The following is a 13556-nucleotide window of genomic DNA, read 5'->3' on the forward strand; positions in this document are numbered from 1 at the left end:
AACGCCATTCCCTTGTAGGAGTGAGCCTGCTCGCGATGGCGATGGTGATGTCGATACATGTATTGGATGTGCCGGCCTCATCGCGAGCAGACTCACTCCTACAGGGATTTATGCAATCTGCAGAAACAACAAAGCCGCCCGAAGGCGGCTTTGTCTGGTGCGGGCTGAAGCTTAGTGCTTCTCGCCAGCCAGCTTGTGCTCGAGGTAGTGAATGTTCACACCGCCCTTGCAGAAGCCTTCATCGCGAACCAGATCACGGTGCAGCGGGATGTTGGTCTTGATCCCGTCAACCACGATTTCGTCCAGGGCATTGCGCATGCGTGCCATGGCTTCGTCGCGGGTGGCGCCGTAAGTGATCAGCTTGCCGATCAGCGAGTCGTAGTTCGGCGGAACTGCATAACCGCTGTACAGGTGCGAATCGACGCGAACGCCGTTGCCGCCTGGTGCGTGGAAATGCTTGACCGTGCCCGGGCTCGGCATGAAGGTTTTCGGGTCTTCAGCGTTGATCCGGCATTCCAGCGAGTGACCGCGGATAACCACATCATCCTGAGTGAACGACAGCTTGTTGCCAGCGGCGATGCTGAGCATCTCCTTGACGATGTCGATACCGGTGACCATTTCCGAAACCGGGTGCTCCACCTGAACACGGGTGTTCATTTCGATGAAGTAGAAACGACCGTTCTCGTACAGGAACTCGAAAGTCCCGGCGCCACGGTAACCGATGTCGATGCATGCCTTGACGCAACGAGCCAGAACTTCCTGGCGCGCCTGCTCGTCGATGCCCGGTGCCGGCGCTTCTTCGAGAACCTTCTGGTGACGACGTTGCAGCGAGCAGTCGCGGTCGCCCAGATGGATGGCATGACCCTGGCCGTCGGAAAGCACCTGGACTTCCACGTGACGTGGGTTGGTCAGGAATTTTTCCAGATAAACCATCGGGTTGCCGAACGCCGCGCCGGCTTCGGTGCGGGTGAGCTTGGCGAAGGAGATCAGGTCTTCTTCTTTGTGCACCACACGCATACCGCGACCACCACCGCCGCCAGCGGCTTTGATGATCACCGGGTAGCCGACTTCACGACCGATGCGCAGCGCCGTTTCTTCGTCTTCCGGCAGTGGGCCGTCAGAACCTGGAACGGTTGGCACGCCGGCTTCGATCATCGCGTGCTTGGCCGATACCTTGTCGCCCATCAGGCGAATGGTGTCGGCTTTCGGGCCGATGAAAGCGAAGCCGGAGTTCTCGACCTGCTCGGCAAAATCGGCGTTTTCCGCGAGGAAACCGTAGCCTGGGTGAATGGCGGTAGCGCCAGTCACTTCGGCGGCAGCGATGATGGCCGGGATGTGCAGGTAAGACTGAGCGGCAGACGCCGGGCCGATGCAGACGGATTCGTCTGCCAGGCCCAGGTGCATCAGCTCTTTGTCGGCCTTGGAGTAAACGGCGACGGTCTTGATGCCCATCTCTTTGCAGGCACGCAGAATCCGCAGGGCGATCTCACCGCGGTTAGCGATCAGAACTTTTTCCAACTTCGCAGTCATCAAAGGCTCTCCGCAGTTCAAACGATGGTGAACAGCGGTTGGTCGTACTCAACCGGCTGGCCGTCTTCGACGAGGATGGACTCGATCACACCGCTGGTTTCAGCTTCGATGTGGTTCATCATCTTCATGGCTTCGACGATGCACAGAGTGTCGCCTTTCTTCACGGTCTGGCCGACTTCAACGAAGGACGGCGAGGTTGGCGAAGATTTACGGTAGAACGTGCCGACCATCGGCGAACGGGCAACAGTGCCGTTCAGCGCTGGAGCAGCAGCGGCAGCCGGGGCTGCAGCAACCGGAGCAGCTGCAACTGGTGCGGCAGCCGGTGCTTGCATCGGAGCCGGCGCGTAGTACTGCTGAGCCGGGGTCTTGCTGTGACGGCTGATGCGTACGGACTCTTCGCCTTCCTTGATCTCGAGCTCGTCGATGCCGGACTCTTCCAGCAATTCGATCAATTTCTTAACTTTACGGATATCCATGAATCATCAACTCCCAAGGGTCGGTCAGGGGCGCTTAACGCTTGTATTTCAAGTCGTTGCCGGTGTTTCAAGCTGTTCTAGTGCAGCCTCCAGGGCCAGTCGGTAACCGCTGGCGCCAAGGCCGCAGATCACTCCCACCGCTACGTCGGAGAAGTAAGAGTGATGGCGGAAAGGTTCGCGTTTGTGCACGTTGGACAAATGCACTTCGATGAATGGGATGCTCACTCCCAGCAGCGCGTCACGTAATGCGACACTTGTGTGCGTAAAAGCTGCTGGATTGATCAGAATGAAATCCACACCTTCGCCGCGCGCGGCGTGGATGCGGTCGATCAATTCGTACTCGGCATTGCTTTGCAGATACTGCAGATGATGGCCGGCTTCACGGGCGCGGCGTTCCAGATCCTGATTGATCTGCGCCAGGGTCGTTGAACCGTAAGTGCCGGGTTCGCGGGTGCCGAGCAGGTTCAGGTTGGGGCCGTGCAGCACCAGTAGCGTTGCCATCTGCGTAGTCCTTGTTATGAATGAGCAGTCGTCAGAACCCGGCGACTATGCCGCAAAGACTTTGTGACTGTCCAGTTCTATGCAATAGCCAGCACGATGGCCGATGATTGCGCAAAATATGTGACCGAGCATCTGGATCCGGTCATTTGTGGTGTCTGGACTGGCGCCTTCACGAGCAGGCTCGCTCCCACATTGGAATGCATACCCCTGTGGGAGCGAGCCTGCTCGCGAAAGCGCTCTGTCAGACGCGGAAGGCTTGTACGGCTGTATTCAGTTGGCCTCCCAATACCAGCAGGTTCTCGCCCTGTTCGCGCCCGCGACCGATACGCACCAGGTTATCCCCACCCAACTGATGAATCCGCTCGCTGTGATCGCGGATCTCGCTGACTGCGCCGCTTTGCTGCGCGGTGACGTCGGCAATACGGATCGCGGTGTCGGAAATGGTCTGGATCGCGCCGACGATTTTATCCAGTGCGCCATCTGCGGCCTGCGCCTGATTGGCCGTGGCTTCGGCGTGTTCGACCTGTGCGCGCATGCCTTCAACCGATTGCCGGGCGGCGCTTTGCAAGCCGGCAATCAACGTTTGAATCTCCGCCGTGGCGCCGGCCGTGCGTTGTGCCAGCGAGCGTACTTCTTCTGCAACCACCGCAAACCCTCGACCCATTTCCCCGGCACGCGCCGCTTCAATCGCGGCGTTGAGTGCCAGTAGATTGGTCTGATCGGCAATCGAGCGAATCACGGTCAACACGCCGCCGATGGTGGCCGACTCTTCGGCCAGATGTTCGATCATCTGCGCATTGCCCTGGACCTCGCCGACCAGCGCATGCAACCCGGTCAGGCTCTGGCCGATTACGCTCTGGCCATGCTCGACCGCCAATCCTGCATGACGGCTGGCGTCTGCGGCCTGACGCGCATCACCGGCCACCTGCTGAATGGTCGCCTCCAGTTCACCAAGGGAATCGCGAATCAGCGCCGTATCGCCCGCCTGATGCTCGGCGCCGCTGTGCAGGTCATTGCTCAATTGCGCGAGGGTGCGGCTGCTGCCCGCCACTTGCTCGGCATTGCCACGAATCGTCCCGACCAGATCCACCAGATAGGCGCGCAAGCGATTGAGCGAGGCTTCGATGTCGCGCAACTCGCGGTTGGTTTTGCCCAAGTGAATGTCGCGGCTGAAATCGCCTTCAGCCCAGGTCGACAGCGCCGGAGCGAGGTTGGTCAAGGTACGGGCCAGGCGGCGCTGCAAGGTGTCGATGAGCAGCGCGATCAACAGAATCAGGCCGATCATCACGCCTTGCATCAAACGCACTTCGCCTTGAATTTGTCCGTGTTGAGCGCGCACTACAGGCTCGAGTCCGGCGATGGCTTGCTGAACGGCAGTGATTTTCCGATGGGTGGCGGTGCTCAATTCGGTGCGCTTTTGAATCTGCTCACGGGTGCGCGCCAGCTCTGCGGGATAGCGGCCGAGCAGGCTGTTGAGTTCGCGTTTGAGGCCGACCCCGGCATCTTCGGCGACGCTTGTCTGTTTGCTCTCGATGCCCATCATTGCGGCGAAGTCATCGCTGCTGGATTCACTGCTGGTGACCACGCCGAGCAGGGGCAGGGCATCAATCACCTGGGCCTGCGCGCGGATATTGGTCACTTCGCGCTCGACATCTGCGGCGAGTTCGCTGCGACCGCTGCTGACCAGTTTGTCTCGGGCCAGCGACAGTTTGCCCAAATGCTGCGAGGCGGCGAGCAGTGGTGTGAGGTAGCTCGCGTTGCCATTGGCATACGTGCTGAGCTGATCGAGGCTGGCGCCCAGCTCGCGCTCGGCCTGCAACAGCAGCGCTTGCGGATCACCGGCCAGTTTGCCGGCGGCGAGCAGATCGTTTTTGCTGAATTCTTCCAGGCTCGACAGGCTCGGGCGCAGGTTATCGGCCAGTGCCGGCGGCAGCTCGCCGAGGTCTTTCTGCAAACCGTCGATGGCCTGGCTGGCGCTGCTCAGGCGCAGGGCGTCGCCGCTGGCGAGGTAATCCTCGACATTGCGCGCCACCTCGTTCTGAAATTGCTGCGACAACCCCAAATACCGTTCCATCAACAGGTATGGGCGTTCGAGGGCTTTTTGCGACCACCACAGCGTGGCGCCGAGTGCCACGCACACGGCGACCAGCAGCAGAGTGTTGAGATTGGTGAGCAACTTCAGGCGCATGACGGCTACCAACGGCAGAAATGGTAAGCGCCTGAATTTATTGCGGTTCTGTTACAGGGTTATGACCGATTCGGTGGAATCCGATGAAAAAGTGGCACTTTGCTTTGATTCGCGCGCGGTCTGCACACGATTGCGCCCGGCGCCCTTGGCGCGATAAAGCGCTTCGTCGGCCTGACTGGCCATCATCAAGCTGTCGCAGTCGTCGTGCATTTCCACCACGCCAGCGCTGAAGGTGCACCACAAGTCCTGCGGCTGCGCCGGATAATGAATTTCGGCGAAGCGCTGACGGATCTCATCGAGCACTTTGTGCGCGGCTTCTATATCGGTGTCGGGCATGACGATGGCGAACTCTTCGCCGCCATAACGGCCGATGAAGTCGGTCTTGCGCAGACGCTGTTTGAGAAACAGCGCCAGGCTTTTGATCACTCGGTCGCCCATCGGATGACCGTGACTGTCGTTGACCCGTTTGAAGTGGTCGATGTCGAGCATGGCAAAGCTCAGCGGCTTGTTTTCGCGGCGGGCGCGGAACGAGCAATCTTCGAGCAGTTGCAGGATGTGCGTGTGGTTGTACAAACCGGTGAGGCTGTCACGCACCATGCGTGCCTTGAGATTGCGCGCACGGGCGGCGCGGTTGCGCACGGTGGTGATCAGGTGGCGCGGCTTGATCGGCTTGGTCAGGAAGTCGTCGCCGCCTTCGCTCATCGCGTCGAGCTGCTTGTCCAGATCATCCTCGGCCGACAGGTAAATGATCGGCACACTGACATATCGGTCGTTGTGGCGAATTACCTTGGCCAGTTCGGTGCCGGTGCACGCCGGCATGTACATGTCGAGGATGATCAAGTCCGGCTGGAAGTCCGCCAGCTCGGCCATCGCCTGAATCGGTTCGATCAGAGTGCGGGTGACGATGCCGGCACTGTTGAGCAGGCGCTCGGTGTGCAGGGCCTGCGCACGCGAGTCGTCGATGATCAACACTTTATAAGGTTCGTACTGGGCGACGCAGGTGAGGACTTCGATCTTCTCCAGCAGGCTCGATGCTTCGAGGGTGCCGGTGAGGAATTCCTGGCCACCGGCGCGCACGGCGGCGAGGCGGGTGGGGGTGTCGGTTTCGTGCAGGCTGAAGAACAGCAGCGGCAGCGGCTCTTCCAGACCGACCTGGGCTTCGGCGGCGAGTTTCAGGCCGATGCCGGCACCGCTGAAGTCGACGTCCATGACGATGGCGGCGGGCAAACGCTCGACCATCGATGAGCGAAACGCTGCCACGCTGTCCAGCGCCTGCGCGCTCAGACCGAAGAATTCCAGTTGCTTGGCCAGCCGTTCGGCACGGTCGTGATCCTGCAACATCACATAGATCGGTTTGCGCAGCGGCGGCAGGAACGTCTGGTCGAGCTGATCGCCATGGCGCAGGCCCGTGCGCGACAAACGCTGCATCAAACGATTGAGGTCGGTGATCAGGCCGCTGCTGAGGCGTCCGCGATTGGCGTCCACCGCTTCCAGCGACTGACTGATGTGATGCGCCAGCTGGGTATGTTCCGGCTGTTCGAAACGCTCGGCAAAGCGCAGCAGGCGCAAGTTCGCCTCGCTCAATTCGGCGAGATCGACGGTGGACCATTCACTGCGTTGCAGGCGCTGCCATATCTCAAGAATCTGACGTGCCTGATGAATTACCCGCTGGGCAAAATGGTGCTTGAGACGCTCACGGCTGGGGTCTTCTGGCTCGGTCATATCCTGACTACTAGTTAGGGTGCATGCTGAGATCGACTGGTGGCTCTATGCTAGCACCTCTTTTCCCTTAGACGAGTGTCGTACATCAATAATCTGCAGTGCGACACAATTCAGTTTCTGACCGGGCGGTCTTGTTTTTGACCTGTTCGTCGCTCAAGTGCCCGTATGCTGGGGTTCTGATGGCGAATCGGCAGGCGTGCCGTTGAATTTCTCGCGGCACTGTCATCATCGTCGTGAATGCGCTTTATGAGGCTTATCAATGCTCTGCGGCGGTGTGCCAGGGGAGGTGACATCAGGGATTCCCTTAGTTCTGACAGATGCACCAACGGCCGTTGCGATTTGCGGCTTATCTCGATTCGCAGGTGCCCGGCCTTGGCACGTTGTTGTATGGTTGTGGTCGAACCGTTGAACCCAAGTTACTGAAAGGATATCGCCATGCTGGACTGGAAAAACCGCGCGGGCAGCGCGCCTGAACGTGCCGCTGAACCCAAGTCGGCCACCCGCAGCTATGTTGGCGGGCTGTTGTTCAGCCGCGCGCTGGCCACGTTGATCGGCATCTACCTGCTGGTCACCATTGGCCTCGGTTGGTACTGGAGCCAGGAGCCCGCGCTGTTTCCGGTGGCGCAAAATGCCCAGGCGGCAGCCGAAAAAGAAGGCAAGCAGATGGTCGTCGGCTATACCACGGTCGAAACCCTGAAGACTGTCGCTGGCACCTTGCTCGATAAGCCGGGTGGTTATATTTCCAACGATCGTTTCCCGCCAGGCCTGTGGATGGACAACACGCCAAGCTGGGAATACGGCGTGCTGGTGCAGGTTCGTGACCTGACCCGCGCCTTGCGCAAAGATTTCGCCCGTTCGCAATCGCAGTCGGCGGAAGACTCCGATCTGGCCAAGGCCGAACCGCGTTTCAACTTCGACAACAAGAGCTGGATCCTGCCGTCCAGCGAGTCTGAGTATCAGGAAGGCATCAACTCGCTGAGCCGTTATCAGGCACGCTTGTCTGATCCATCGCAGAAAAACGCGTTGTTCTACGCACGTGCCGACAACCTCAACAACTGGCTGGGTGATGTCGGGACCCGCCTCGGTTCGCTGTCGCAACGACTGTCGGCCAGTGTTGGCCGGGTCAAACTCAACACAGCGCTGAAAACCGAAACCCCGGCCGTGGGCGAAGTACCGCAGGTCGATGAAGAAATCGTCGAAACCCCGTGGATGCAGATCGACAACGTGTTCTACGAAGCACGCGGTCAGGCCTGGGCGCTGTCGCACCTGCTGCGCGCCATTGAAGTCGACTTCGCCGATGTATTGGCGAAGAAGAACGCTACGGTCAGCGTGCGTCAGATCATTCGTGAACTGGAAGCCTCGCAGGAACCGGTGTGGAGTCCTATGATTCTTAACGGTAGCGGCTTCGGCGTATTGGCCAACCACTCGCTGGTCATGGCCAACTATATTTCCCGTGCCAACGCCGCCGTGATCGATTTGCGTCAACTGCTCAATCAGGGATGAGTCATGTCCGATAGCGTGAAAGAGGCGGCCCATCGCGCCGCCTCCGATGCCGAACAGATTGCCTGGGTCGACGAGCAGGACAACCTGCTCGGCGCTCTGGTGCGTGCCGATCTGCGCGAACGCGGGCTGATCGGGCGTGGCACCTACATCATGTTGTTCAATTCCGCCGGTGACCTTTGCGTGCATCGGCGCACCTTGAGCAAGGCAATTTACCCCGGCTACTGGGACGTCGCGGCAGGCGGCATGGTGCAGGCCGACGAAACCTACGCCGAGTCGGCGGCCCGTGAACTGGCAGAAGAGCTGGGCGTGAGTGGCGTGGAACTGACTGCGCACGACCATTTCTTTTTCGAAGACACCGGCAATCGGCTCTGGTGCTCGGCGTTTTCCGCCATTTGGGACGGGCCGCTGATCCTGCAACCGGAAGAGGTGCTGGAAGCACGCTTTATTCCGGTCGAACAGGTGATGCGCGAAATCGAGCAAAAGCCTTATTGCCCGGACTCTCTGGCAGCCTTGAAGCGCTATCTCAAGGCGCAGCAAAGCGACGTCGCAAAGAACACATAAATTGGCGCCGATTGGCACTTAGCAATTGGGTTTTTTGCCGTTACACTGCGCGACCTTTTAAAGCTGTACCGGCCTGCTTTTATTGAAGAACCGGTGCAGTAGCGCTGCCCCTGCCTGAGTGGGGCTTCGCGGTCGATGACCTTGCCCAAGGTCGCGATCAGTCTTTGTCCTCCCAAGAGGATTGCCGGTGGCCAAAAAAGCCGCATCCTTCGCCGCCCTTGGTGGCCTGGTATTTTCCACCGACGCAGGTCGTCATTGCCCGGAATGCAGTAAGCCGGTGGACGCCTGTATCTGCAAACAAACCGTGATCCCGGCAGGGGACGGCATTGCCCGCGTGCGTCGCGAGAGCAAGGGCCGCGGCGGCAAGACGGTGACCACCATCACCGGCGTGCCGCTGGCTGAAGACGCGCTCAAAGAGTTGGCGACAACGTTGAAGAAACGTTGCGGCACCGGCGGCGCGTTGAAGGACGGGATCATCGAAATCCAGGGCGATCATGTCGAGCTACTCTTGGCTGAGCTGATCAAGCACGGTTTCAAAGCGAAGAAGTCCGGCGGCTAGCAGCCTCTGTGAAATCCATCTGCGGCTTGATCCGGCGCTGAGATACTTCAGATCCGGCGTCGTCTCCATGGTTTTCACAGAGCCTGTTCATGACCGGTTTCTAAACTCCACGCGGTCAGCGCGGTCTACCGCCGCGCTGACGAACCGTCATTTTCATACTTTAGACTGCGCCGGCCTGAGATCAGGCGACGCACTATGACTTCTTTATAGGGGACTTCGATGTCCGTACGACGCACACGCAAAGACGATGGCAGCCAATGGACAGTTGCGGACAGCCGCAGTGTTTACGGGATTCGCCATTGGGGGGCCGGGTATTTCGCGATCAATGACGCCGGTCGCGTCGAAGTTCGTCCGAACGGTCCGAGCAGCTCGCCTATCGACCTGTTCGAGCAAGTCGACCAACTGCGCAAAAGCGGTTTGTCCTTGCCGTTGCTGGTTCGTTTCCCTGACATCCTGCAAGACCGTGTACGCCAGTTGACCGGCGCTTTCGATGCGAACATCGAGCGTCTGGAATACCAGAGCAAATACACCGCGTTGTACCCGATCAAGGTCAACCAGCAAGAAGCGGTGATCGAGAACATCATCGCCACCCAGGACGTTTCCATCGGTCTGGAAGCCGGCTCCAAGCCTGAGCTGCTGGCCGTGCTGGCACTGGCGCCGAAGGGCGGCACCATCGTCTGCAACGGTTACAAGGACCGCGAGTTCATCCGTCTGGCGCTGATGGGCCAGAAGCTTGGCCACAACGTCTTCATCGTCATCGAGAAAGAATCCGAAGTCGGTCTGGTGATCGAAGAAGCCGCCTCGCTGAAGGTCAAGCCACAGGTCGGCCTGCGCGTGCGTCTGTCGTCGCTGGCGTCGTCGAAGTGGGCGGACACCGGTGGCGAGAAATCCAAATTCGGTCTGTCGGCGGCGCAACTGCTGTCGGTGGTCGAGCGCTTCCGCGCGGCCGGTCTGGATCAGGGCATTCGCCTGCTGCACTTTCACATGGGCTCGCAGATCGCCAACCTGGCTGACTATCAGCACGGCTTCAAGGAAGCGATCCGTTACTACGGCGAGCTGCGCAATCTGGGCCTGCCGGTCGATCACATCGACGTCGGTGGTGGTCTCGGTGTCGACTACGACGGCACGCACTCGCGCAACGCCAGTTCGATCAACTACGACATGGACGATTACGCCGGTGTCGTGGTCGGCATGCTCAAGGAATTCTGCGACGCGCAGGCCCTGCCGCATCCGCACATCTTCTCGGAAAGCGGCCGCTCGCTGACTGCACACCACGCCATGCTGGTGGTGCAGGTGACCGACGTCGAGAAGCACAACGACGAAATCCCGCAGATCGAAAACAAGGAATCGCTGCCGGAAACCGTGCAGTGGCTGGTTGATCTGCTCGGCCCGACCGACATCGAAATGGTCACCGAAACCTACTGGCGCGCCACTCACTACATGAGCGATGTGGCCGCGCAGTACGCCGACGGCAAACTGACCCTGGCTGAAAAAGCGTTGGCCGAGCAGTGCTACTTTGCCGTGTGCCGTCGCCTGCACAACTCCCTGAAAGCGCGTCAGCGTTCGCACCGTCAAGTGCTCGACGAGCTCAACGACAAGCTGGCCGACAAGTACATCTGCAATTTCTCGGTATTCCAGAGCCTGCCGGACACTTGGGCAATCGATCAGGTGCTGCCGATCATCCCGCTGCACCGTCTCGACGAAGAGCCGCTGCGTCGCGCGGTACTGCAGGATCTGACCTGCGACTCCGACGGCAAGATCAATCAGTACGTCGACGAGCAGAGCATCGAAACCAGCCTGCCGGTGCACGGTTTGAATGAAGGCGAAGATTACCTGCTGGGCGTGTTCCTGGTCGGTGCCTATCAGGAGATCCTCGGCGACATGCACAACCTGTTCGGTGACACCGACTCGGTGAACATCTACCAGAACGCCGATGGCAGCGTGTACCACGCCGGCATCGAGACCCACGACACCATCGAAGACATGCTGCGTTACGTGCACTTGTCGCCGGAAGAACTGATGACTCACTACCGCGACAAGTGCGCCAGTGCCCGCATCAGTGCCAGCGAGCGCACGCAGTTCCTCGATGCCTTGCGTCTGGGCCTGACCCGTTCCTCTTACCTGTCTTCCTGAGAACAGGTGTGATCTCGCCGGGTTGTCTGAAATTTCTCCGCAAGCTGTGGGAAATTCGGATAACTCGGTGGGACATCTCTTAAATTCCCCGCAAAATCCTTGGCTATCACAGTCAGCAAACTCATATGGTCTGCTTTTCTCGTAGGTCATTTCCTAAGTTGTACTTCAGCACTCTACTCGGCCATGGCTCTCGGCGAGAATCCTCGGTCGCCCCTCCAGTAGAGATCCGCCTATGTTTGATCCAGTCAACGAGCCGACGTTTCGTCTCGATGTAGCGGGCCTGTCCGACGCCTTTGAAGTGCTGGCGTTTTCCGGTAGCGAGGCCCTCAGCGAGCCCTTCGCCTTCGACATTGATGTGTTGATCGAGGATGCGCAGCTGGATCTGGCCGGTCTGTTGCACCGCTCGGTGTTTTTGCATTTCGGCGCCTCGCGCAACGGTATTCACGGGCAACTGCACAGCGTTGTCCAGCAGGAGCATGGCCAGGGTTCGAGGCTCTGCCGGGCTCGACTCGGACCTAAACTGAACTGCCTCGATCTGCGTTTCAGTCAGCGCGTTTTCAGTGCCTGCAGCGTGCCGCAAATTCTCGCGCAGGTGCTCAAGGAGCACGGCATCGCCGGGGCTCAGCGCCGCTTCGAACTGGTTGCCGACTATCCAGAGCTGACGTTTTGCACCCAGTACCGAGAGTCCGATCTGCAACTGCTGCAGCGCTTGTGTGCGCGCGCCGGCATTCATTATCACTTCGAGCACCGCAGCGATGGCCATTGCCTGGTGTTCGGCGATGATCAGGCGCAGTTGCCCTTGGCAGGCGCCGCGCTGTATCAGGATGCACACGATGGTCATAACGTCGCCCCCTCGGTGCATCACTGGCAATTTGAAGAAACGTTGCAGGCGGATTCGCGGCAGGCGCAACGTGCCGAAGGGCGCAGTGACCTGACCACGTTGCGCAGCGGCCAATGGTTGCGCTTGGTCGGTCATCCGTTCGCCGAGTGCAATCGTCAGTGGTTGTTGACCCGCATTGAACATTGCGTTGATCCATCCCTCGATCTGCCTTATGCCAACCGGCTGTTTGCCGCTGCGCAGCTGTCGCCTGCGACGGTTCCGGCACCGTCACGGCTGCGCATGCACAGCCTGCAACGGGCCTGGGTGGTGACGGTCGACGAGCCGCAGCCCGACCGTTTGCGGCCGGTGGCGGTGCAGTTCGACTGGCTCTATCAGGGCGAGGGCGCGGCGCCGAGTCACTGTTGGCTGCCGCTCGCGCCGGCCTTGGCCGAGGCGCCATTGGCGGCACTGGGCGATGGGGTCGAGGTGGTGGTCAGCTTCTTTGAAGGCGACCCGGATCAACCGATGATCAGCGGCGTCTTGCAAGCGCCGATTGCTGTCGCGGGCATCACCGATGATCCACCGTTACCGCTGCCGGACAAATTGGTCAGTGAAGGTTTGCAGCAGTTGCTGGTGTCTGGCGAGCCGTTGTTACTGCTATGCCTGATTCCGGGCGGCGGCAGTTTCAGCCGCTGCGCAGAGGCCGTGTGCAGTTGTCGGCTGATGGCTTCGCTTGAACAGAGCGGTGCAACATGAGCGGCGCGGCGCTTGAGCCGATGGCGCAATGGCTGCTGCTCGACGGCCCGGATGCCGCGCGGGCATTGACGATATTACGCCAGGCATTCCCCGGCATACGGCGCTTCTGGCTGTTCGAGGGGACCGAGTTCGAGCCAGTCAGCGAACACGGCCCGTTGCTGGTCGAGCTGTGCGACAGCTTGGCGTTGGCAGCGTTGTGTCACAGCGATCCGGATACCTGGCGCGGGCTGTTGCTCGGCAGCGAGGCATCGGCTCCGGCGTTGCTGAGCCACTTGCAGCGCATGCTCACGGTCTCGTTCGGATTGAACCATCGGGCCTTGCTCAGCTACTACAACCGGCAGACGGCGAGCTATTTTTTCGACGCCTGTGATGCCCGGGAGTTGAGCCGCTGGCTCGGACCGATCAGCCAGTTGCGCTGGTACGGTGGCACCTGGGCGGATCGGGCGATCGGCAGTCAGGGCTGGCAGCAACTGCGTAATCCCGGTTTGGCCGTCGCACCGCTGGCGGTTGAAGAAAACCTCACGGGGCGGCAACGCGAGCGCCTGCAAACCTGTTTGCTGGAGCAGCATATCTGGCGTTGGTGCCAATCGTTTGGAACCGAGTATGCAGCGCTGTCCTCCCATGTTCAGCAAGGGCTGGCGCTGGGTTTCAGCGATCGCCACGTGCTCGATGACTGGTTGTGGCTACGCTTGCTGCACCCGTGGGCGGTGCTGGTGCCGCCGCCTGTGGGACTGACCCAGCAGGCCGGTCTTGAGCATGTACGGCGCCAATGGCAGAACGATCAACCCTGAAACAGAGGTGCGGTAT

The 13556-nt window shown here is 60.0% G+C and carries 10 protein-coding genes and 1 pseudogene; 6 read left to right on the top strand and 5 right to left on the bottom strand.

The window, feature by feature from the left end; genetic code table 11:
* Positions 1-171: 171 nt before the first annotated feature.
* The 5 genes and pseudogenes from accC to gcbA form a co-directional block, all read right to left on the bottom strand.
* On the bottom strand, positions 172-1530 hold the full coding sequence (gene accC, locus JFT91_RS09255; protein WP_159813513.1) for an acetyl-CoA carboxylase biotin carboxylase subunit: 1359 nt from the start codon (positions 1528-1530) through the stop codon (positions 172-174).
* Between the two features lie 17 nt (positions 1531-1547).
* On the bottom strand, positions 1548-2006 hold the full coding sequence (gene accB, locus JFT91_RS09260) for an acetyl-CoA carboxylase biotin carboxyl carrier protein (RefSeq protein ID WP_201232178.1): 459 nt from the start codon (positions 2004-2006) through the stop codon (positions 1548-1550).
* A gap of 48 nt (positions 2007-2054) precedes the next feature.
* On the bottom strand, positions 2055-2507 hold the full coding sequence (gene aroQ, locus JFT91_RS09265) for a type II 3-dehydroquinate dehydratase (protein WP_201232179.1): 453 nt from the start codon (positions 2505-2507) through the stop codon (positions 2055-2057).
* A 241-nt stretch (positions 2508-2748) separates the two neighbouring features.
* A pseudogene (locus tag JFT91_RS30130) lies at positions 2749-3255 on the bottom strand (methyl-accepting chemotaxis protein); the annotation flags it as partial.
* Between the two features lie 1491 nt (positions 3256-4746).
* Positions 4747-6417, bottom strand: a complete 1671-nt coding sequence (gcbA, locus tag JFT91_RS09275) for a diguanylate cyclase GcbA (RefSeq protein ID WP_201232181.1) — start codon at positions 6415-6417, stop codon at positions 4747-4749.
* A 435-nt stretch (positions 6418-6852) separates the two neighbouring features.
* Between gcbA and JFT91_RS09280 the strand changes: the two genes are divergently transcribed.
* The 6 genes from JFT91_RS09280 to JFT91_RS09305 all read left to right on the top strand — a co-directional run bounded on the left by JFT91_RS09280 (position 6853) and on the right by JFT91_RS09305 (position 13540).
* Complete coding sequence (locus JFT91_RS09280) at positions 6853-7920, top strand: DUF2333 family protein (RefSeq protein ID WP_201230452.1); 1068 nt, start codon at positions 6853-6855, stop codon at positions 7918-7920.
* A gap of 3 nt (positions 7921-7923) precedes the next feature.
* Positions 7924-8481: an NUDIX hydrolase gene (locus JFT91_RS09285; RefSeq protein WP_201230454.1), complete on the top strand. Its 558-nt coding sequence runs from the start codon at positions 7924-7926 to the stop codon at positions 8479-8481.
* A 187-nt stretch (positions 8482-8668) separates the two neighbouring features.
* Entirely contained in the window at positions 8669-9040 is a 372-nt protein-coding gene (locus JFT91_RS09290) for a translation initiation factor Sui1 (protein WP_007914613.1), read from the top strand.
* Between the two features lie 219 nt (positions 9041-9259).
* Complete coding sequence (gene speA, locus JFT91_RS09295) at positions 9260-11173, top strand: arginine decarboxylase (RefSeq protein WP_034151560.1); 1914 nt, start codon at positions 9260-9262, stop codon at positions 11171-11173.
* A gap of 232 nt (positions 11174-11405) precedes the next feature.
* A complete protein-coding gene (locus JFT91_RS09300) occupies positions 11406-12749 on the top strand; it encodes a type VI secretion system Vgr family protein (protein WP_201232182.1) in 1344 nt (447 codons plus the stop codon).
* Positions 12746-13540, top strand: coding sequence for a DUF4123 domain-containing protein (locus JFT91_RS09305; protein WP_201232183.1), 795 nt, complete (start codon positions 12746-12748; stop codon positions 13538-13540). Before JFT91_RS09300 ends, JFT91_RS09305 begins: the two co-directional genes overlap by 4 nt.
* The last annotated feature ends 16 nt before the right edge of the window (positions 13541-13556 follow it).

This window comes from Pseudomonas sp. TH08 (assembly GCF_016651275.1).
GTDB lineage: Bacteria > Pseudomonadota > Gammaproteobacteria > Pseudomonadales > Pseudomonadaceae > Aquipseudomonas.

Coding starts and splice junctions, on each gene's coding strand:
- JFT91_RS09280 (WP_201230452.1), top strand. CDS start 6,853: ATGCTGGACTGGAAAAACCGCGCGGGCAGCGCGCCTGAACGTGCCGCT.
- gcbA (WP_201232181.1), bottom strand. CDS start 6,417: ATGACCGAGCCAGAAGACCCCAGCCGTGAGCGTCTCAAGCACCATTTT.
- JFT91_RS09300 (WP_201232182.1), top strand. CDS start 11,406: ATGTTTGATCCAGTCAACGAGCCGACGTTTCGTCTCGATGTAGCGGGC.
- JFT91_RS09305 (WP_201232183.1), top strand. CDS start 12,746: ATGAGCGGCGCGGCGCTTGAGCCGATGGCGCAATGGCTGCTGCTCGAC.
- aroQ (WP_201232179.1), bottom strand. CDS start 2,507: ATGGCAACGCTACTGGTGCTGCACGGCCCCAACCTGAACCTGCTCGGC.
- accB (WP_201232178.1), bottom strand. CDS start 2,006: ATGGATATCCGTAAAGTTAAGAAATTGATCGAATTGCTGGAAGAGTCC.
- speA (WP_034151560.1), top strand. CDS start 9,260: ATGTCCGTACGACGCACACGCAAAGACGATGGCAGCCAATGGACAGTT.
- JFT91_RS09285 (WP_201230454.1), top strand. CDS start 7,924: ATGTCCGATAGCGTGAAAGAGGCGGCCCATCGCGCCGCCTCCGATGCC.
- accC (WP_159813513.1), bottom strand. CDS start 1,530: ATGACTGCGAAGTTGGAAAAAGTTCTGATCGCTAACCGCGGTGAGATC.